12 protein-coding genes are annotated in these 21665 nt (G+C 72.4%); 8 read left to right on the top strand and 4 right to left on the bottom strand.

Annotation, left to right across the window (positions count from 1 at the left end; translation table 11 throughout):
* Nucleotides 1-2 precede the first annotated feature (2 nt).
* Nucleotides 3-1451 (bottom strand): B12-binding domain-containing radical SAM protein, encoded by a 1449-nt coding sequence (locus ACFHW0_RS25115; protein WP_416611365.1) that lies wholly within the window; start codon nt 1449-1451, stop codon nt 3-5.
* 391 nt (nt 1452-1842) lie between these two features.
* Between ACFHW0_RS25115 and ACFHW0_RS25110 the strand changes: the two genes are divergently transcribed.
* The 8 genes from ACFHW0_RS25110 (at nt 1843) to ACFHW0_RS25075 (ending at nt 16918) form a co-directional block, all read left to right on the top strand.
* Complete coding sequence (locus ACFHW0_RS25110; RefSeq protein ID WP_416611387.1) at nt 1843-3084, top strand: MFS transporter; 1242 nt, start codon at nt 1843-1845, stop codon at nt 3082-3084.
* A 105-nt stretch (nt 3085-3189) separates the two neighbouring features.
* Nucleotides 3190-3438: a hypothetical protein gene (locus tag ACFHW0_RS25105; protein ID WP_311411323.1), complete on the top strand. Its 249-nt coding sequence runs from the start codon at nt 3190-3192 to the stop codon at nt 3436-3438.
* Nucleotides 3439-3471: 33 nt separating this feature from the next.
* Nucleotides 3472-9360 carry an amino acid adenylation domain-containing protein gene (locus ACFHW0_RS25100; RefSeq protein ID WP_416611363.1) on the top strand — a complete coding sequence of 1963 codons (5889 nt, stop codon included), beginning with the start codon at nt 3472-3474 and terminating at the stop codon, nt 9358-9360.
* Nucleotides 9357-10601, top strand: a complete 1245-nt coding sequence (locus ACFHW0_RS25095; protein ID WP_416611361.1) for a cytochrome P450 — start codon at nt 9357-9359, stop codon at nt 10599-10601. Before ACFHW0_RS25100 ends, ACFHW0_RS25095 begins: the two co-directional genes overlap by 4 nt.
* The gene (locus ACFHW0_RS25090; protein ID WP_416611359.1) at nt 10598-11695 is read left to right on the top strand and encodes an alpha/beta fold hydrolase; all 1098 of its coding nucleotides are present in this window, start codon (nt 10598-10600) and stop codon (nt 11693-11695) included. The genes ACFHW0_RS25095 and ACFHW0_RS25090 overlap by 4 nt, the downstream gene beginning before the upstream one ends.
* Entirely contained in the window at nt 11692-13476 is a 1785-nt protein-coding gene (locus ACFHW0_RS25085; RefSeq protein WP_416611357.1) for a non-ribosomal peptide synthetase, read from the top strand. The genes ACFHW0_RS25090 and ACFHW0_RS25085 overlap by 4 nt, the downstream gene beginning before the upstream one ends.
* The gene (locus ACFHW0_RS25080) at nt 13473-15212 is read left to right on the top strand and encodes a methyltransferase domain-containing protein (protein WP_416611356.1); all 1740 of its coding nucleotides are present in this window, start codon (nt 13473-13475) and stop codon (nt 15210-15212) included. The genes ACFHW0_RS25085 and ACFHW0_RS25080 overlap by 4 nt, the downstream gene beginning before the upstream one ends.
* 38 nt (nt 15213-15250) lie before the next feature.
* Complete coding sequence (locus ACFHW0_RS25075; RefSeq protein WP_416611355.1) at nt 15251-16918, top strand: PhpK family radical SAM P-methyltransferase; 1668 nt, start codon at nt 15251-15253, stop codon at nt 16916-16918.
* Here the strand turns inward: ACFHW0_RS25075 and ACFHW0_RS25070 are convergent.
* The 3 genes from ACFHW0_RS25070 to ACFHW0_RS25060 are packed head-to-tail and all read right to left on the bottom strand — an operon-like array spanning nt 16915 to nt 21637.
* Nucleotides 16915-18774 (bottom strand): non-ribosomal peptide synthetase, encoded by a 1860-nt coding sequence (locus ACFHW0_RS25070; RefSeq protein WP_416611354.1) that lies wholly within the window; start codon nt 18772-18774, stop codon nt 16915-16917. The genes ACFHW0_RS25075 and ACFHW0_RS25070 overlap by 4 nt on opposite strands.
* A complete protein-coding gene (locus ACFHW0_RS25065; RefSeq protein WP_416611353.1) occupies nt 18771-20699 on the bottom strand; it encodes a condensation domain-containing protein in 1929 nt (642 codons plus the stop codon). The genes ACFHW0_RS25070 and ACFHW0_RS25065 overlap by 4 nt, the downstream gene beginning before the upstream one ends.
* The gene (locus ACFHW0_RS25060) at nt 20696-21637 is read right to left on the bottom strand and encodes a TauD/TfdA family dioxygenase (protein WP_416611352.1); all 942 of its coding nucleotides are present in this window, start codon (nt 21635-21637) and stop codon (nt 20696-20698) included. Before ACFHW0_RS25060 ends, ACFHW0_RS25065 begins: the two co-directional genes overlap by 4 nt.
* Nucleotides 21638-21665 lie beyond the last annotated feature (28 nt).

Genomic DNA, 21665 nt, shown 5'->3' with positions numbered 1-21665 from the left:
CGCTACACATGGGCATCCGCCCAGAACCCGCCGTACTTCGACAGGTCGCCGACCGGCGACGCGTCATTGAAGTACGGCCGTTTGCCCATGGCCTCGGCGAATGTTTCCAGCCCGTCCAGGAACACCTGGTAGATCTGGTCCGGAGTGGCCTTGTCGGTGGCATAGACCGGCGGTAGGTCCTCGTGGTAAAGGCTGAAGTCGCGGTGCAGGATTTTCATTCCGAAGCGCTCGGGATGTTGGAACATGGTGCTTCCGGGATAGGGCACGAGGCCGAACAGGTAGGTCGCCTGCAACAGATCCTCGTGGATCAGTCCGCTGATCCAGTCGATGCTGCGGGCCATGTCGTCCGGGGTCTGGTCGGGAAAGCCGTTGACCGTGAACGCGCACGTTGCCAGCCCTGCGTCCCGGACTCGTTTCAACGTCTCGGTGGTCGCGTTCAGGTTCATGTGGTGTTTGTGCGTGTGATGCGTGTCCTGCGACCCGGTCTCGAGCCCGATCTCAATCCACTGGCAGCCGCTGCTCTTGAGTTTGCGCAGGACGCGCTCGTCGGTGAGGCAGTTGAGCCGCGTCTGGCAGTCGTATTGGATGTCGCCCTCCCGGGCGAGCGCGTCGAGCAGTTCGAGCGTGCGCTCCGGGTGCAGGGTGAACGTCTCGTCGCCCCAGTAGATGCTGTGGTGGGCGCCGTAATGGGCGCGGTACGCCCGGATCTCCCGCAGCACCCGCTCGACCGGGAAGTAACCGGGGCGGCGGCCGATGGTCTGGATGGTGCAGAACGTGCACTGGTACGGGCAGCCGAGCGCGTAGACCTGGCGCAGGTAACGGATGTCCTCGCCGCTGCTGCGGGGGAACAGGTCGATCTTCGGAAATGGCAGATCGGCGGGGGCGACGTCGGGGTAGCGGGTTGCGGTCCGCCGGGTGGTGCCGTCTTCGCGCTGGTAGACCAGGTTGCCCACGGGCGTCGGCTCCTGCCCGTCGCGCAGTGCGTCGAGCAGTGCGGGCAGGGCGCGCTCCCCACGGTCGACCACGACGTAGTCCACGCTCGGGTGGGCGGCGACCTCGTCGGCCAGTGGGGTCGCGGCCACCCCGCCGTAGATGATGACGGACCTGGGGTGGATCTGCTTGATGACCGTGGAGATCTCGTACGCGTAGCAGAGGTTCACCGTCATCGGGGAGAAGAGGTAGACGTCGGCCGGACTGCTGCGGGCCGCCTTCTCGATGGCGTCCTTCGCCAGGCGACCCGGCTCGATGAAGGTGCCCGGATCCGTGTAGAGGTCGAGGACTCCCATGTCGGAGTAGCCGTGCGCGTCCAGCACCCCGCCGAGCCAGAGCATCCAGTGCGGCAGTTCCCACATGTTGCGTTTCATGTGGCGTAGGCCCGGGTGCACCGAGTGGTATTGGACGTCGAAATTCCGCCAGAACAACTTTCGTTGCGGCACCGGCACGGTGGACATTGGTGTGTGAACGAATGATACCCGCATTTCCGCCCGTCAGGATGATGGACATTCCATGATGGTTTCAGCGATTACCGCTGCGGCGACAGATATCCATGGCCGAGATAAATGCCCCCGTTGAGCCATGCCAAGCCCACGTTACCGTATGAGCGAGCCTTGCGACTGTATGTCAGCCATTCACGGCTGTCAACATAATGATCTTGCGTCTACCGATTTGGCGTCGACCTTGACCGACGTGGAGATGCCATGATGGACTATTCGAGTCCGGTTTGGGGGGCCGCTTGTGTCTAATGATGATCCAGTAACCGCTTCGGATGCGGCTGCCCGAGTCGAAGGAGATGCAGCCTCGCCGAACGGCCGCCCGGCCGGTGCCTCGGCTCCCGGCACCTCGCTGTGGCGCAATCCGAACTATCGCACCTTCCTGGGGATACAGACGCTCTCCGCCGTCGGTGACTCGTTCTCCTACGTGGCGATACCACTGCTCGTCCTGCAGGTCACCGGCTCGCTGGTCCAGATGGGAATCGTCACCGGGCTGACCGGCGTCGCCTCCATCACCACGGGGCTCTTCGCCGGGGTGGTCGTCGACCGCTTCGACCGCAGGACCCTCCTGATGATCTGCGACGGAGCCCGCTGCGTGCTCTACGGAGCCGTCGCGGTCGTCTTCCTCGTCGCCGAGCCGTCCTGGCTGATCTACCTCGTCGTGCCCCTGGCCGGCGTCTTCTCGATGATCTTCCAGGTCACCTACGTGGCCGTGGTGCCCGCCATCGTCGCGGCAGACCAGATCACCAGGGCCAACGGCCACCTCTACGCCACGTACGCGGTCGCGAGCGTCGCCGGGCCGGCGCTCGCCGGCATGGTGGCCGCCGCCTTCGGTCCCGCTGCCGCCATCGGCCTCGACGCCGTCACCTTCGCCGTCGCCGCCGTCGGCGTGCTGTTCATCAGGCTCGCGGCGGGGCGGCCGGACGCCGCCCGGTCGGCCGTCGCGGGCGCGGGCAACGTCCGCAACGAGTTCCTGGCGGGTGCGCGCTTCCTCTGGAACCATCCGCTGTTGCGTCAGCTCACGCTGCTGCTGTCGCTGCTGACGTTCCTGACCTACGGGCTCACCGACGCCGTCATCTTCCGGCTGAAGGACGAACTCGGGCAACCGGACACGGTGGTCGGCTACGTCCTGACCGCCGGGACGGTGGGCACCTTCGTGGCGTCGTTCGTGGTGGCCCGGGTCCGCGGGCGGCTGGGCTTCGGCCCCAGCTGGATCGGCGCCTTCAGCCTGGCCGGCCTCGCCGTCGCCGGAATGGGGCTGGCACGCAGCGTGCCCGCGCTCGCGGTGCTGATGGCGGTCATGCTGCTGGGCACCGGGGTGGCGGGCATCTGCTCGATGTCGTTGCGCCAGGAGATCACTCCGGGGCACCTGCTGGGGCGGGTGACCGCCGCCTTCTGGACGATCCACTCCGCGCTGGGACCGCTCGGCGCGGGCGCGATCACCGCCGTCGCCGCCGGGGTCGGCGTCACCCCGGTGCTCCTCGCGGTGGGTACGGCCATGGTCGCCATCGCGCTGTCCGGGGCGTTCAGCAGCATCGGGCGCGCCGGGGCGACGCCGGCGGCCGAGAGAGCCCTGGAGGGCGCGCGTTCGTAGGGGGCCGATCATCCGGTGCGGGAGAGGGGAAACGATGGTGGACATGGATTCCGGCGGGACGCCGGCACCCGGCCTGCGGCGCCGGTCCGGGCGGGAGGCCGCGCGATGATCCCGTACTACCGCGGGCACCTGCTGGCCGAGCTGCGCCGCTTCCCTGGCTGGGTCGAGCCGGAAGGAATCGGCCTGACCGACGAGACGGTGGTCTACGTACGCCAGGACCTGTCCGTCGTGCTGCACCCGGTGCAGGACGACGAGAGCGTGCTGTGGGACGCGGACACCCCGCGGTGGCGGACGTTCTGCGAGTCCGAGCTCCGCTTCGAGGTGCCCGCCGAGTTGCGGGCCGACGCGGGCTGACGGCACGGCGTGGACCGGCAGAGGGGGGCGACCGTGCGTGAGCTGACCCGGCGGATCCAGAGCCTCACGCCCGAGCAACGCGGTGCGTTGACGGAGCGGCTGCGCGACCGGGGGATGGTCGGCCCGCTGGCACTGTACGGCGGAGCCGCCGAGGGCGACGCCCCGGTGTCGTCGGCGCAGCGCCGCATCCTCTTCCTGCACCGGCTGCGGCCGGACAGCGCGTTCTACACCAGTGTCAACCCGTTCCACCTGGCCGGGCCGCTGCGGGTCGGTGTGCTGCGGCGCTGCCTGCTCGAGATCGTGTCCCGGCACGAGATCCTGCGGACGACCTTTCCCGTCGTGGACGGGGTGGCCTACCAGCGGGTCCAACCGACCGCCGAACCGGCGCTGCCCGTGATCGACCTGCGGGGCCTGAAGCAGGACGTCGCGCAGCGGGAGAGCGACCGTCTGGCGTCGATCGAGCGGCGCCGTCCGTTCGACCTGGGCGTCGACCCCCCGATGCGGACCAGCCTCGTCCTCCTCGCGGAGCACGAGTCGGTCCTGCTCGTCACGTTCCACCACGTCGCGGTCGACGGCTGGTCGCTCAGCGTGCTCGGGCGTGAGCTGGACCAGCTCTACCGCGCCTTCGCCGCCGGGCGACCCAGTCCGCTGAGCCCGCTCACCGTGCAGTACGCCGGCTACAGCCGGTGGCAGGCGGACTGGGAGAACAGCGCGGAGGCGCGGGAGCAGCTCGCCTTCTGGCAGGCCCGGCTCAGCGGCGCGCCCGAGGCCCTGACGCTGTACACCGACCGGCCACGCCCGGCCGTACAGAGCCATCGCGGCGCGACCCACCGCTTCGCGCTCGGCGCAGACCTCACGCGGGCGGTGGCCGAGCTGAGCCGCCGCTCCGGTGGCACCGCGCACATGACCCTGCTGGCCGCCCTCGGTGCCGTCCTGCACCGGTGGAGCGGCCAGGACGACATCGTCATCGGTGGCGCGGTGGCGAACCGCCGGCACCCGGAACTGCACGACCTGATCGGCTTCTTCGCCAACTCCGTCCTGTTCCGGATCCGCCCACGTGGCGGGCAGACCTTCGACGAACTCCTGCGTCACGTGCGCGAGACGTGCCTGGCGGCGTACGCCCACCAGGACGTCTCCGTCGACCTCATCGCCCAGCGGCTGTTCCCCGAGCGTGACCTCGGCCGTAACCCGCTCTACCAGGTCAACTTCACGCTGCACAACACACCGCCGCTGGCCGCGTCGCTCTCCGACCTCACGGTGACGCTGCTGGAGACGGGCACCGAGTCGGCCCGCTTCGACCTGGACGTCAACGTCTGGGAGTCCGACCAGGGGCTGGAATGCCTGATCGACTACTCCACCGACCTGTTCGACGAAGCCACCGTCGCCCGGCTGGCCACCTCGTTCCGCGAGCTGTTGGCGGCGGCCACCGCCGATCCGGGTCGGCGCCTGGCCGGGTTGCCGGTCATGTCGGGGGAGGAGCTGCACCGGATCCTGTCCGAGTGGAACGACACCGCCGCGCCGGGCGTCGACGCGCCACTGCACGAGCTGGTGGAGCGGCAGGCCGAACGGAGCCCGGACGCGCCCGCCGTGTGCTGCGCCGGGAGCGTGCTCACCTACCGCGAACTGGTGCGGTGGGCGAACCGGCTCGCCCACCACCTGTGGGACGCCGGCGCCCGGCCCGGCGGCACGGTGGCGGTGCTGTTGTCGCACGCGCCGGACACGGTAGCCGTGCTTTTGGCGATCATGAAGACCGGCGCGGCATACCTCCCGCTCGATCCTCGGCAGCCGCCACTGCGGACCGGCGCCATGCTCGCCGACAGCGGCAGCGCCCTGCTCGTCGTGCCCGACGACGTGCCGGAGGGTGTGGACAGCTCCGCCCTGCGGGTGGTGAGACTGGACGCCGAACGCGCGTCGATCGCGGCGCGGCCGGCGGAGCCCCTCCCGGTACCGGTGTCGGCCGACCACCTGCTCTACCTGATGTACACCTCCGGTTCGACCGGCCGACCCAAGGCCGCCCTGCTCACCCACCGCAACGTGGTGAACTACCTGCGGTGGGCCGCCCGGTACTACACCGTGTCAGCGGGGACCGGGGTGGCGGTGCACTCGCCGCTGGCCTTCGACCTGGCGGTGACCAGCCTGTTCGCGCCGCTGCTCGCCGGCCAGCGGCTGCTCCTCGCCGCCGCCGCGCGCGAGGTGCCCGGAGCGGAACTGCGGACCCTGCTCGACGGCGCCGACGATCTTAGCTTCGTCAAACTGACCCCGTCCCATCTCCGTCTCCTGGTCGAGTCCGCGGCGGACGACGCACCGGCCCTGCCGTGCCGGACGGTCATCCTCGGTGGGGAGGGGCTGCGCGGGGAGACGGTGGCCGGGCTGCGCCGCGGTCGGCCCGGGGTCCGGCTGGTCAACGAGTACGGCCCGACCGAGACGGCCGTGGCCTGCACCGCGCACGACGGTGACCAGGTCACGCCGTACGGCCGGGTGCCGATCGGCACGCCGATCAGCAACGCGCGCGTCTACGTTCTGGACGCCGCCCTGCGCCCCACCCCGATCGGCGTGCCCGGCGAGCTGTACGTCGGTGGTGCCGGGGTCGGTCTGGGCTACTGGCGCCGGGGCGCGCTCACCGCGGCGGCCTTCGTGCCGGACCCGTTCGGCCCCGAGCCGGGCGGCCGGCTCTACCGCACCGGCGACGTCGCGCGATACCTGCCCGACGGCTGTCTCGAATATCTGGGCCGCCGCGACGAGCAGGTCAAGGTGCGCGGCCACCGGATCGAGTGCGGGGAGATCGAGGCCGTCCTGGACAGTCACCCCGCGGTGAAGTCCAGCGCTGCGGAACTGGTGCGCCGCGACACCGGTGACGAGCAGATCGTGGCCTTCGTCTGCCTGGAGGGCCAGCAGACGCGGGACGGCGGGTGGGACCGTGACCGCGTCCGGGAGTGGCGGGAGCTCTACGAGGACACCTACCGCGACCTCGACGGCGACCAGGACCCCTTCTTCAACCTCGCCGGCTGGCTGAGCAGCTACTCCGGGCGGCCCCTCGACCCCGCCGACATGCGGGCCTGGCTGGACGACGCAACCGGGCGCATCCGGGGGCTGTGCCCGAGTCGGGTGCTCGAGATCGGCTGTGGCACCGGCATGATCCTCGGCCGGGTGGCCCCGACATGCGAGTCCTACCAGGCGACGGACAACTCGCCCGCCGCCGTGGAGTACGTCCGGCGTGCCCTGCGCGACGTGGGCGGCGCGTGGTCCGACCGGGTCAAGACCTGGGCCGCGCCGGCCCACGAGAGTCTCCGGGCCGACGCGGCGAGCGCACCGCCGGACACCGTCGTCATGAACTCGGTGGTGCAGTACTTTCCGTCCGTCGAGTACCTGCTGCGGGTGCTGCGCCAGGCCGTCGACGTGCTGCCCGACGGCGGCCACGTCTTCCTCGGTGACCTGCGCAGCCTGCCGTTGTCGGAGCTGTTCCACACGTCGGTGGAGGTGCACAAGGCCCCGGTCGGGCTACGCCTGCGCGAGCTGCGCCAGCGGGTCCGGCGCGCCGTCGCCCACGAGCCGGAGCTGTGCCTGGATCCCGCACTGTTCCGGGAGATCGGCGCGCGGTGGCCGAGGATCGCGCGGGTCCGGGTGCTGCCCAAGCGCGGCCGTCAGGACAACGAACTGGTCACCTTCCGGTACGACGTCATTCTCACCGTCGGTACGCCCGTCGCCGCCGAGGAACCCCCGACCCGCGGCTGGGGACCCGATCGCCGTACCCCCGCCGACCTGCTCCGCCTGCTCGACGCCGAGCGGCTCGACGCCGTGCGCCTGACCGCCGTCCCGAACGCGCGCCTGTCCTGGGCCCGCCGCCTCAAGCGGTCGATGGACGAGCGGGATCCCGCCTCCTCCGCCGGTGAACTCGTGGCCTGCGCCACCGGCCTGCCGGCGGAGGGGACCGCCCCGGAGGACTGGTGGGAGCTGGCCGGCGACGGATCCGTCGACGTCGAGTTGAGCTGGGCGGCCGGGCACGCCGAGGGCGCGTACGACGTCGTCCTGCGCCGTCGCGGGCCGATCGGGGCGCCCGGCCGGCCGGTCCACCGCCCGCCGGAGGAGCCCTGGGACGCCCGGCCGTACGCCAACGATCCGCTCTGGAGCCGGGCCTGCGCGGCGGCGATCCCGGAACTCGCCGGGTACGCGCGCCAGCGGCTGCCCGAACCCGCGCTGCCGGCGCGCTACCTGCCCGTCACCGAGCTGCCGCTGAACTCGAACGGGAAGGTCGACCGCGCCCAGCTGCGCCGCATGGCGGCGAACCCGGCGGTGCTGGAGAACGTCTGGGCGGCCCCCGCACGACCGCTGACCGAAACCGAGCGGGTCGTCGCCGACATCTGGCGCGCGCTGCTGGGCTGCGACGACGTCGGGCCGGAGGACGACTTCTTCGGGCTCGGCGGCCACTCCCTGCTCACCCTGCAGGTGGTGTTCAAGCTGCGCGGGCTGCTCGGCGTGGACGTGCCGGTACGGGCGCCGTTCGACCACCGGACCCTGGCCGACCTGGCGAGCTACCTCGACGGCCTGTCCGCCGCCGGGAACGACCTCCCGGCGTTGGCCGTGGCCGACCGGCGCGACCCGCTGCCCGCGTCCTTCGCCCAGGAACGCCTGTGGTTCATGGCGCAGCTGCGTCCCGGCGACCACCAGTACAACGTCCCGGTGTTCGACCGGATCGCGGGCCCGCTGGACGTCCGGGCCCTCGCCGGGACCGTGGACGCGGTGGTCGCCCGGCACGAGGTGCTCCGTACCGTCATCGTGGCCGACGACGACGGCGTGCCCCGGCAGCGGATCCTGCCTGCCGCGCCGGTGCCGATGCCGCTGGTCGACCTGACCGCGTTGCCGGCCGGGCACCGCGAGGCCGAACTGCGGCGGCTGGTCGACCGGGAGTACCACCGTCCCTTCGACCTCGGGACCGGCCCGGTGCTGCGGGCACAGGTGGTCCGGCTCGGCGACGAGGACCACGCGTGGCTGTTGTCGATGCACCACATCGTCCACGACGGCTGGTCCTTCGGGCTGCTCACGGCCGAGCTGGCGGAGACCTACGCCGCCCTGGTGGCGGGGCGCCCACCCGATCCGACGCCGCCGACCCCGCAGTACGCCGACTACGCCGTCTGGCAGCGGCGGTCGTACGGCGACGGGCACCTCGCCGCCCAGCTGGACTTCTGGACCCGACGACTCGACGGCGTCCGCGAGCTGTTTCCGCGCCCGGCGGAGCGACCGGATCCGCCCGACGCGCGGCCCGCCGGGCGCAGCGTGCCGGTCCGGCTGCCGCCGTCGGTCATCCGCGGCGTGCGGAGCCTCGGTCAGGCGACCGGTGCCACGCCCTTCATGGTGCTGCTGGCCGCGCTGGCGGCGACCCTGCACGACCTCACCGGTCAGGACGACGTCGCCGTCGGCACGGACGTGGCCAACCGGTCGATGCCGGAGACCGAGACCATGCTCGGCTTCTTCGTCAACCAGATCGTGCTGCGGATGGACACCGGGGGCGACCCCACCTGGCGGGAGTTGCTCGACCGGGCCCGCACCACCGTGCTGGACGGACTGCGTCACCACCAGGTGCCGTTCGAACGGGTCGTGCAGGCGCTGAGGCCGCGCCGGTCCGGCCGGCGCACCCCCCTCTTCCAGGTGAAGCTGGTGTTGAACAACACGCCGCGCCGACCGGCGACGCTGCCCGGCCTCGACGTCACCGAGGTGCCGGTCGCCTCCGACGCCGTGCGTTTCGACCTCGCGCTCGTCCTGCAGGACGAACCCGGTGCGATGACGGGATTCCTGGAGTACGACACGACGCTCTTCGACGAGACGACCGTCGACCGGGTGATCGCCGACTTCACCGCGGCGCTGGACGCGATGATCCTCGACCTCGGCGGACCGGCCGGGGCACGGCAGCGGGCTGAGCGGCCGTGACGTCCGAACCCACCGACCGGGAGCCCGCGGAGCCCGATCTCACCGACCCGGCGACCTACCGCCGGACCGACCACCTGGCGCTCTGGCGGACGGTCCGCCGCCACCGTCCGATCGCCAGACTCGACTCGCCCCGGTACGGCCCGTTCTGGTCGGTGACCACCCACGACCTGGCCTGTCAGGTGCTGGAGGATCCCGTCCGGTTCACCTCGACGCGCGGGATGCGACTGGGCGCGGACGAGGCCGCAGTGGCGGCCGCGGCCGGCCGGATGCTCGTCGTCGCCGACGGCGCGGAGCACGCCCGGCTGCGCGCGGCGCACGCGCCCTGGTTCCGGTCGAACGAGGTGGCGGCGATGCGGGAGGCGCTGCGCCGGCGGCTCGAGACCGAGCTGGAACCGATGGTGACGGGCGAACCGGTGGAGATCGTGCAGCGCCTCGCCGGCGCGGTGCCCACCTGGGTGATGGGGCGGATGCTCGGCACCGACGACGCCGACACCGCCCGGCTCGCCGCCCTCGTCCGCACGGCCTTCGCCGAGGAGACCGACGCGGCGGAGCGCACCTCGCGCCGCGCCGCCAGCGCACACGTCTTCGGCTACTTCGCCGACCTGCTGGAGAGCCGGCGGGCGGATCCGCGCGCGGACGTGGTCAGCGCGCTGGCGCACGAACCGGACCCGGAGCGGCGGCTCACCGACGAGGAGATCCTGCTCAGCTGCGACGGTCTGGTCAACGGCGGGCTGGGCACGTCCCGACACGCCGTCTCCGGCACCCTGCTGGCCTTCGCCCGGCATCCCGACCAGTGGCTGCGCCTGCGGCGGGACGCCTCGCTCCTCCCGTCGGCCGTCGAGGAGGTGCTCCGCTGGGCGTCACCACCGATGCACCTCATGCGCACGGCGACGCGCGAGGTGGAACTGGGTGGTGCCCGCATCGGCGCCGGCGACCGCGTCGTGCTGTGGATCCCGTCCTGCAACCGCGACGAGTCGGTCTTCGCCGAACCGGACGCCTTCCGGATCGACCGGCGGCCGAACCGGCACCTCAGCCTCGGCGCGGGACCGCACTACTGCGTCGGGGCGTCGGTCGGCCGGATGGAGGTGCGCGTGCTGTTGCAGGTGCTGCTCGCCAAGGTGGACCGGATCGAGCTGCGCGGGGAGCCGGTGCGCAGCGCCTCGACGTTCCTGCACGGCCTCGACCGGCTCGAGGTCGTTCTCCTGCCCATCCATCGTGCTGACAGGGAGGTGACCGTGTGACCGCCGCGAGGAGTGTCCCGCGCGACAGCGTGGAACTGGAGGTGACGCGGATCTACGAGGACCTGCTCGGCGTGGACGGGGTCGACGTCCACGCCGACTTCTTCACGCTCGGCGGGCACTCGCTGCTGGCCGTCCAGCTGCTCGCCCGGATCAAGAAGACGTTCGGGACGGTGGTGCCGGTCTCCGTGCTGTTCGAGCACGCCGACGAGGAGGCCGCCAGCGTCGCGATGCTCAGCGGTCTGGTCCGGCATGGCCTCGGCGGCCGGCAGCCGGACTCCCCGGCGGGCCCGGTGACGCTGCGGCGCGGCGACGGCGGTGGCCCGGTGTTCTGCGTGCATCCGGCCGGAGGAGACCTCATCGCCTTCCGCGAGCTGGTGCGGCTGCTGCCGCCCGAGCGGCCCGTCTACGGGCTGCCGGCGCCGCCAGCGGACACCGATCCGTACGAGCCGGAGCTGTCCGACATCGCCGAACACCATCTCGCCCGGCTCACCGAGGCGCAGCCGTCCGGGCCGTACTCGCTGATCGGCTGGTCCATGGGCGGGGTGCTCGCGGCCGAGATGGCCGGGCGGCTGCGCGCGGCCGGCGCGCGCGTCGACCTGTTGGCGCTGGTGGACAGCTACCCGGCCGCGGAGACCGACGCGCCCGGCGAGACCGAGATCCTGTCGGCCTTCGCCACCCACCTGGGCGGCGTCCTGGGCCGACCCTTCGCCGTGCCGGCCGACGACCTGCGAGCGCTCTCCTTCGACGACGGCCTCGCCCGGGTCCTCGCCGCGGCCCGCGCCGCGGGTGCCCTGCCGCCCGGCACCGACATCACCGAACTGCTGACCTGGCTGACGCTCTTCCGCGCACACGACCGGGCCCGGCGCCGCCACCGTGCCGTCCGGCCGGTGGAGGAACTCCTGTTGGTCTTCGCGTCGGACGCCGACCCGCTGAGACGGGACCGGGCCGCCGACAGCTGGCAGCGGATCACCGAGCGTCCGGTGCGGCGGCACGTCGTCCCGGGCGACCACTACTCGATGCTGACCGAACCGCACGTCAGGGAGTTGGCCACGATCCTCACCGACGCCCTGCGGGCACCGGCGGAGCGGTCATGACCGTCCTGCGCCTGTTCGACGACCGCTGCCGGGCCGTGCCGGACGCACCCGCCGTGGAGTACCACGGACAGGCCCTCACCTACGCGGCGCTGGACGCGGCGGCGTCCCGGCTCGCGCAGCGGCTGCTGCGCCTCGGCGTGACCGGCCGCATCGTCGGCGTCTCCGTCGACCGTTCCGTCAATCTGCCCGTCGCCGTGCTGGCCGTGCTGCGGGCCGGCGCGGCGTATCTGCCGCTGGACCCGGCCTACCCGCCGGCACGCCTCGCGTTCATGCTGCGTGACAGTGACGTACGGGTGCTGCTGACCCAGCCCGACATCGCCGAGCGTCTGCCGTCGCGGGCCGGCGTCCGTACGGTGTGGCTGGACGATGAGCCGTCGGGCGGTGCCCGGCCCGGGCAGCCGTGGCCCGTGGTCACCGACGAAGAGCTGGCGTACGTCATGTACACCTCCGGCTCCACCGGGGTCCCCAAGGGCGTGGCGATGCCGCACGGCCCGCTGACCAACCTCATCGAGTGGCAGCGCGGGGCGTCGGGCTGTGCGGAGGGCTCCCGCACGTTGCAGTTCTCCGCGTTCAGCTTCGACGCGTCCTTCCAGGAGATGTTCAGCACCTGGGCCGCCGGCGGCTGCCTGGTGCTGGTGGACGAGGACGTGCGGCGTGACCCGCACCGCCTGCTGAGGTTCGTCGACGAGAACCGGATCAACCGGATCTTCATGCCGTTCGTCGCGCTCCAGGCGCTGGCGGGCGCGGCCACCGGGCAGCAACGATTCCCCCAGGCGGTCCGGGAGGTCATCACCGCCGGGGAACAGCTGTACGTCACGCCGGCGCTGCGGCGCTTCTTCGCGGCGCTGCCGGCGGCCACGCTGGTGAACCAGTACGGTCCCTCGGAGACGCACATCGTGACGTCGATCCAGCTCGGGCGCGACCCGGGCGAGTGGCCCGAGCTGCCGTCGATCGGCGCCGCGATCGACGGCGCCGCCATCGTGGTGCTCGACGACCGCGGGCTGCCTCTGCCGGTCGGCGCGACCGGGGAGATCGCCATCGGCGGGCGGGTGCTGGCCCGTGGCTATCTGCACCGCCCGGCGTTGACGGCGGAACGCTTCGTGCCCGATCCGCACGGTGCCGCCGGCGGCCGGCTGTACCTGACCGGGGACCGCGGGCGCCTCGACGTGGACGGCGCCGTCACGTTCCTCGGCCGCGACGACGGCCAGGTGAAGATCCGTGGCCACCGGGTCGAGCTGGGTGAGGTGGAGGTCGCGGTGAAGGCCGTGCCCGGCCTCGCCGACGCCGTGGTGGTCGCGCACGGCCGCCCGGGCGTCGAGCGCAGGCTGGTCGCCTACGCCGTCGCCGGTCCGGGCGGGTGGCCCGCCGACGTTCGCGGGCAGCTGACGTCGGCGTTGCCGGCGCACATGGTGCCGGTGGCGGTCGTGCCGGTCGACGGGTTTCCGACGACGCCGAGCGGCAAGGTCGACCGGGCCGCGCTGGCCGCCCGGGAGGTGGTGCTCAGCGGCACCGGTGCGGCGACTGCCGACGGGTCGGTCGAGGACGCGGTCCGCCGCCTGTGGGAGGACGTCCTCGACGCCGTCGACGTGGGCCCGGACGACAACTTCTTCCAGTTGGGTGGTACGTCCCTGCTCGCGGCGGTGCTCACCAACCGGCTCAACGAGGAGTTCGGCATCCAGGCGGAGCTGGAGACCTTCCTGCGGCACCCGACCGTGGCGAAGCTGAGCGCCTGGATCGGGGCGCAGCCGATGGCGCCCGCGGCCGGCGGGAGTGACCGGTGAAGCCGCTCTGGACGGCCCCGATGGCCATGCCGGTGCGCACGCTCGCGTGGCGGCGCGACGACGTGCTGGAGGTGTCCTACCACGGCGGACGCGCTCTCCTCGGCACCGACGGCTCGCCGGCCGCCGCCGGGTCGTCCGGTGCCCCGCCCGCCGGGGATCCGGCGTGGTGCGAGCTGGTCGCCGACGGCGCGCGGCTCACCCTGCTGCTGGACGGCACGCCGCTCTGTGCCGCCACCCTCGACGGCCCGATCACCGCCGTCACCGCGGGCGCCGACGGCACGAAGGTCTTCGCCGGCACCGCGGCCGGCACCGTGCACGCGCTGCGGCCGTCGCTGACCGCCGCCCAGGCCGCGACTCTCCTGGACGCGGAGCGTCGGTTGCTCGGCACGGTCGACGCGGGCACCCTCGACCGCGCCGCCCGGCTCTACGCCGCCACCGCCGGCCCGTCCTTCGCCGTGCACCGGATACGCCATCTGCAACGCGTCGGCGCGGCCGGCGCCGGAGAGGGCGACGCCGCGGTCGTGGCGGTGGCCCGGGCGGCCGGGGCGGCGCTGCACGGCCACTCGTCCGCCGCGTACGAGGTGGGCCGCGCGCTGCGCGACCGGGGCGAGCCGGGCGAGGCGGTCGCCTACTTCCAGGCGGCCACCGCGTCCGCGCGACTCAGGGCCTCCGCCTGGTACGCCGCCGCGGAGTGCTTCCAGCAGGTCGGCGCCCCGGCCGCGGCGGTGATCGCGTTCCAGCAGGCGTCGCTCGGCGGTCCCGGCGAGGAGGAGCTCCGACAGCTCTACCACCGGGCCCGGCGCCTGCAGGAGCAGGGCCGCCCCGGCGAGGCAGCCGACTGTTTCGAGGTCCTGCTGGCCTGGGACGTCAGCTACCTCGACGCCCAGGCGCGGCACGCCGCCTGCCGTGCGGCACCCGCCCCGGCCGAGGCACCCGGGTCGGCTCGGTCCACGCCGGGACCGGCGGCGCTGGTCGGGGAACTCGCCGACCGTGGGTTGCTCGACGCCGACGCGACCCGGCTGGACGCCTACGACGCCACGTTCTACCTCCAGTTCGAGAACACCGGGGTGACGGACACCGCGAAGAAGCAGCTCGAGTCGGTCGAGCTGCTGCACGCCCTCGGTCCCGTCGACCGTTACCGCACGTCGCTCGACGTGGGCAGCGGCACCATGCGCTACCCCCAGGTGCTCAGCCGGTACGGCGTCCGGTCGTTCGGCGTCGACCTGAGCGACGCCGGCGTACGGGCCTGTGTCGACGGGCGGTGGCAGCGGCGGTTCGCGGTCGCCGACGGGACCTTCCTGCCGTTCCGGACCGGATCCTTCGACCTGGTCAGCTGCATGATGGGCACCATCAACCACCTCTCGGCCGCGCAGCGCGGGCGGTTCTTCGCCGAGGCCCGGCGGACCCTGCGCCCCGGGGGCCGGCTGGTGGTGAGCGCGTGGAACCCCGACTGCCGGTTCCAGACGTTCCTGTCCTTCTACTCGCCCCGGGAGGTGGCCGAACTGCGCGGGCGGCTCACGCCGCCGGGGACCCTGGCGGGGGAGTGCGCCCGGTCGGGGTTCCGCGACGTCACGACCAAGCGCTTCTGCACGTTCCCGGACTGGCTGATCGCCGGCTCCAGTGTCTCCGGCACGGGCGCGGTGCACCTCTCCCGGCTGGTCGATCTGGACGCGGAGCGCACCGGCAGGGATCCCGCGGCACCGGGTCAGATGTTCATGCTCTGCGCGCGCCGGTAGCGCGGCGTCGCGTCGGAGGACCTACGAAGGGACACACGATGCGGCTCGACTGTCTGATCATCGGCTACAACGACACGCCCTTCTCGCGTCACCTGGACATGGTGGGCCGCAAGGGCGGCCGGGCCATCGAGTATCGGACCGCCCGCCACGACCACGTGCGCTTCGACGGCCAGCGGTTGCCGTACATGGACCTGCTGTCGGAACTGGACCGTCGCCGCTCCGGGGCGGGCGCCGGCCACGTCGGGTACCACATCGGCGAGGTCCCGAACCTCGCCGCCGTGTACCTGACCAGCCACCTGCGCCGGCACGGGTACGAGGCGGACTTCGTCTCGGCGTTCCGCCCGGAGCAGGACCGGTTGGCGGCCCTGCTGACCGAGCGAGACCCCGTGCTCACCGTCATCACCACCACGTTCTACGTCTCGCCGGGACCGGTGATCGAGCTGGTCGAGTTCGTCCGGGAGCGCAACCCGGAGACGATGGTGGTGGTCGGCGGGCCGCTGGTCGCCAACCTGATCGTGGACGCCGACGCGGCCACGCTGCCCTGGGTGCTGGCCGAGATCGGCGCCGACGTGTACGTGCACGACGGGCAGGGCGAGGACACGCTGCGTCGGCTGACCGCCGCCGTCCGCGACGGACGGCCGCTCGAGGACGTGCCGAACCTGCTGTGGGTGCGTGACGGGGAGACGGTGGTGAGCACCCGCCGGGTGCCGGAGAACAACTCGCTCGACGAGTGCGCCATCGAGTGGGGTCAGTTCGACGGTGCCGACCTGGGGCCCGTGCTCCAGACCCGCACGGCGCGCAGCTGCGCGTTCAAGTGCGGCTTCTGCGACTACCCGATCCGGGCGGGCGCGCTGTCGCTGGCCTCGCTGTCCACGATCGAACGGGAACTCGACGCCATGGCCGAACTGGGCTCGACGGACGTCGTCTTCATCGACGACACCTTCAACGTGCCGCTTCCGCGCTTCGTCGACATCTGCCAGCTCATGATCCGCAAGGGGTACGGGTTCCGCTGGTACTCGTACTTCCGGTGCGGCAACGTACGGGGCAGCGACATGTTCGACCTGATGGCGCGCAGCGGGTGCGCCGGCGTCTTCCTCGGCATCGAGTCGGGCGACGACACGGTCCTGAAGGCGATGAGCAAGTCGGCCAGCGTCGACCGGTACCGCAACGGCATCGAGCGGCTCAACGAGCGCGGCATCATGTCGTTCGCCTCGTTCATCGCCGGCTTTCCCGGCGAGACGGAGCAGACGGTGCAGAACACGATCGACTTCCTCAACGACGTGGCGCCGACGTTCTTCCGGATCGAGCCGTGGTGGTACAACCACCGTGCCCCGATCCACCAGCAGGCGGCGAAGTACGCGCTGACCGGCAGAGACTTCCGCTGGCGGCACGCGACGATGGACTCGGCGGGCGCGTGCGACGCCGTTGATCGCGTCTTCGCCGAGGTGACCGAGTCGTTGTGGATGCCGATGTGGAACTTCGACTTCTGGGCGTTGCCCTACCTGCTCGGCCGCGGGTTCAGCCCGGAGCAGGTCGTCCAGCTGCACCGGCTGGGCCGTGACCTCATGGTCCTCAACGACGGTGAGGACACCGGCACCCAGGAGCGCCGCCGGGTCGCGGAGCGGGCCCTGGTCGACTGGTACGCGGGCGTGGACTCGCGGCCCTCACGGTACGGCTCCGGTGCCGTGTCGCCGACGCTGCGCTAGCGGGTGGCGCCGTCCAGCGTCTCGCGGAGGCTCCGGGCGACGAGGATCTGGGTGTACCGCAGCTCGATGCCGATCGCCCGGCACCGGGCGGCCAGCTTCATCGCGGCGATCGAGTCGCCGCCCAGGGCGAGGAAGTCGTCGTCCGCCGACACCTCGCTCAGCCCCAGCACGTCCCGTACGCACCGCAGGAACCGTCCCTCCCGACTCTCCGGGGGCGGGTCGGACGGCTCGGCCACCGGTCGGGGCGCGGGGGCGACCGCCAGCGCGGCGAGGGCGGCCCGGTCGAGCTTGCGGTTGGCGGAGAGCGGCAGCGCGTCCAGTACGACGAACCGGTGCGGCAGCATGTAGTCCGGCAACCTCCGGGCCAGGCCGGCGCGCAGGGCGGCCGGATCAAGATGCCCGTTCCGTTCGGGTATGACGAATGCGACCAGGGCGTCGCCGGGGGAGGCCACCTTCACGACGGCGGCGGCGCGTACCTCGTCGGACGCCCGCAGGCAGGTCTCGACCTCGCCCAGCTCCACGCGGTGCCCGCGGATCTTGACCTGGTCGTCGGTCCGTCCCACCACCACGAGCCGCCGCCGGTCGTCCAGGCGCACCAGGTCGCCGGTCCGGTACGCCCGGGTACCGTCCGGCAGCGTGACGAAGTTCCGTTCGGTGAGCGTGGGGAGGTTCAGATATCCGCGGGCCAGGCCGAGCCCGCCGATCAGCAGCTCGCCGGTGTCGTCCGCGGTCTCCTCCGGCTCTCGGGGACGCACCGTGAGCAGGGTGTTGGGGATCGGGCCGCCGACCGGCACGGGATCATGGGCGGCGTAGTCGCCCAGGTGGAACCCGGCGGATTCGTCGAGGCGCAGGAAGCAGCGCCCGATCACCGTCTCGGTCGGTCCGTAGTGGTTGTAGACGACTGATCCGGGAAAGAGGCGGCGCAGGGTCGACACCTGGTGCGCCCGGAGGATCTCGCCGCCGACGACGACGTACCGCGGCCCGGGTGGTGGCGTCCGCCCGCCCGTGGCGGCGTCCAGCAGCTCGGCGTGCGACGGGGTCACCCGGACGAGGTCCAGCCGCGAGTCCTGGAGCAGTCGGGCGAGGGCCTCGTGGTCGGCGTCCGGCGGCGCCAGCGCGAGGCTCCCGCCGGTCACCAACGGCAGGTAGATGTTGGTGGCGGAGAAGTCGAACGCGATCGAGCTGTGCAGCAGGCTGTGCACCGGGCGGCCCGGCGAGAACTCGGCCATCAGCCACCGCACGTAGTTGGCCAGCCCTTGGCGCTCCACCATGACGCCCTTCGGTCGCCCGGTGGAGCCCGAGGTGTACATCACGTACGCCAGGTCGCGTGGGCCGGCTCCGGCCCCGATCCTCGCCCCGTCCCCGTCCCCGTCCCCGTCCCCGTCCCCGTCCCCGTCCCCGTGCCCGTCCAGGGGGATCAGGTCGTACGAGCCGGCGGCCATCGGGCCGTGCCGCCCGGGTCGGGTCAGCACGATCGACGCGGCGGCGTCGTCGACCATGAAGCGCAGGCGGTCGTCGGGCAGCGCCGGGTCGAGGGGCAGGTAGGCGCCGCCGGACTTCAACACGGCCAGCAGGCCGACGATCAGCTCGGGCGACCGGTCGGCGTGCAGGCCGACGACCCGTCCCGGGCCGACGCCGAGGCCCCGAAGCCGCCGGGCGAGCCGGTCGGCGCGCCGGTCGAGCTGCCGGTACGTCAGGTGGGTGTCGCCCATGGTCACCGCGACGGCGTCCGGCGTACCCGCGGCACACCGTTCGATCAGCCCGACCACGTCCGGGATGGCGGCGGCACCTGCCGTCGTCGCGCTGGTCGGCGCGGACCCGGTGCGGGACGTCGGCGCCTCGGTCGTCTCGGTCATCTCGACTCGCGCTCCAGGTCGGCCAACATGTCGGCCAGTTCGCCGTCGGTCCCCGCGACCGCGGGCCGCGCGGTCAGTTCGGCCGCGAGCCCGGCGACCGTCGGGTACAGGAAGAAGTCGGCCAGGCTGAGCGGTGCCCCGAGACGCTCCTGGATGAGGGTCACGACGATGGTCGCCAGCAGGGAGTGCCCGCCCAGCACGAAGAAGTTGTCGTGCCGGCCGATGTCGGGGCGGGCGAGTACCTCGCTCCAGATCGCGGCGATCGCGGCCTCGGTCGCGTCCGTGGGGCCGGTGTCCGCGACCCGCGTCCCGACCCCCTCGGTGGGGTGGTCGGGCAGGTACGCGGGCGCCAGGGTCCCGTCCTGGCGCCGCCGGACCAACCGACCGGTGCGGGTCCGCCGGCCTCCTGCGACGACCCACAGCTCGCCGGGCATACCCACCGGCGTCGGCAGCCCGTGCACGTCGACGACCTCGCCGTGCGCGTCGTCTCCCGCGCCGGGTCCGGCAAGCGCGACGACGTCGAGCACCTGGTCCAGCGCGGCCCGGGGCACCGGAGCCGGTGGTGCGCCGTCGGTACGGTCCCCGCCGGGCGCCAGCTCGCGGACCTTCCGGTCCGGGTCCCGGCCGAGGTCGGCGAGGATGGCCAGCCAGCAGTCGGCGAGCGCCACGACGGACGAGTGCGCGAAGAGATCGGTGTCGTAGTCGATCCGCCCGGCGAGCCGGTCCCGCGTCCGGGTGACCGTGCAGACCAGGTCGTAGGTGGAGTTCTCCCGGTCGACCTCGCGCAACGTGCCGGTGGCACCCGGCAGGGCCAATTCAGGGTCCGCCTCCGTGATCATCTGGAACACGACCTGGAAGATCGGGTGGCGGTCCGACCGGCGTGCCTCGCCCCGCGCCGCCACCACCTGCTCGAACGGGACGTCCTGGTGCTCGTACGCGTCCTGGCAGGTCTCCGAGGTGAGCCGGAGCACCTCGCGGGCGCTCCGCTCGCCGTCCACCCGGATCCGGAGGGCGAGCATGTTGACGAAGGCGCCGATCAGCGACTCGACCTCCGGCCGGTCGCGTCCCGAGGCCGTGCCGCCCACGACGATGTCCTGCTGGCCCGTGCAGCGGTGCAGGAGGATGGCGAATCCGGCGAGCAGCGCCATGAATACGGTGGCACCCTCCGCGCGGGCGAGTTCCCCCAGACGTGCGGTGACGGCGGTGTCGAGGGAGAAGCGGTAGCTGTCACCGCGGTACGCGGGCCGGGCCGGTCGGGGACGGTCCGTGGGCAGGGCCAGCTCCGTCGCGTCGCGCAACTGCTCCCGCCAGTAGGCGCTGCCGCGTTCCCAACGGCCGGCCCGCATCAGCCGGTTCTGCCAGCTGGCGTAGTCGGCGTACTGCAGCCGCGGTTCGGGCAGGAGCGCCGGCTCTCCGGACCGTTCGGCACGGTAGAGCGCCGCCAGCTCGGTGAAGAAGATGTCGACCGACCAGGCGTCGGCGATGATGTGGTGGAACGACGTCAGCAGTACGTACCGGCGCGGACCGGTGTGCAGCAGGGTGAGGCGCAGCAGCGGGGCGCGCGCGAGGTCGAACACGCGTACCGCCTCCTGGTCGGTCAGCGCCTGCACCAGTCCCGCCGGCGACGACGTGGCGTCGCCCGACAGGACGCCACGGACGTCGACGACGCGCAGCCGCGGCTCCCGCTCGGTGATCAGCTGACGCAGGCTGCCGTCGACGACGGCGAAACAGGTCCGCAGGCTCTCGTGCCGGCGCACGGTCCGCCGCAGTGCCCGATCGAGCGCCGCGATATCCAGCTCACCGTGCAGATCGAGGGCCCGGGTGATGTTCTGCACCGCGCCGTCCGGCACCAGTTGGTCGAGGAAGTGGATGCGACGCTGCGCCGAGGAGGCCTCGCTCGAGACGACCGGACCGGCCCCGCTCATGACGCCGCTCCGACCGTCGGCACCGGTTCGGCCATGGCGACGGCGATCCGGCGCGGGCCCCGGAACGGCTCACGCGCGTGGGAGGTCAGCATGTTGTCGATCACGAGCACGTCGTCGCGCTCGTAGTCGAATCGGGTGCCGGCCGCGCGGTAGCAGTCGCGGACGTGGCCGATGACGTCGTCGGGGATCGCGCCTCCGTCGCCGAAGTAGCTGTTGCTGGGCAGTCCGTCCTCCCCGAACATCTCCAGCAGCCCGGAGCGGACGTCGGGCCCGAGGGTGGTGACGTGGAAGATGGCGGCGTGGTTGAACCACACCCGCTCCCCGGTCTGCGGGTGCCGGTGCACGGCATCGCGGACCGAGGTCGTGCGCAGCCATTGCGGGCCGCGCCACTGCGCCTCGATGCCGTGCTCGGCGCAGTAGCGGTCGACCTGGTCACGGTCAGTGGTGTTGAACACCTCCTGCCAGGGGAGGCCCACGTCGGGAGTGAAGTTGCGCCGGACCATCCACCGGCGCCTGGCGAACTCCTCCAGCACCGTCGGGTCGAGCTCCCGCAGCACGCCGCGGGTGTCGGCCAGCGGGGTGGCGCCCCGCTCCAGGGGCGGCTGTACGCAGTGGAAGTACAGCGTCATCGGCCAGGAACTCTGGTAGGAGTTCTCGTTGTGGAAGAAGATCTCCTCCGTGGGTGGGTAGTCCGTGGAGGTGTAGATCCGCCCCTTGATCGTCGACCGGGGCGAGGAACGCTCCGTGTAGGGCAGCGGATCACCGGACAGCGCCCGCACCGCCGCCTCGAGACCGTCGACTCCGTCGACGTCGAAGGCGCGGAGCAGGACCGCGCCGTTGGTGCGTAACCTGTGCCGGATCTCGGGGCGGTCGGCCGCGATCCGGTCGGTGAGCCTCTCCCCGGGGCGGTCACTGCGGATGACGTACGGAAGGTCCACGGCCTCTCCTTCAGCGCCGGTCGGCGAG

The sequence above is a fragment of the Micromonospora sp. LOL_025 genome, assembly GCF_048060285.1.
Taxonomy (GTDB): domain Bacteria; phylum Actinomycetota; class Actinomycetes; order Mycobacteriales; family Micromonosporaceae; genus Micromonospora.
Note: the sequence above shows the minus strand (reverse complement) of the source record. Positions and strands in the feature narration are given on the sequence as shown.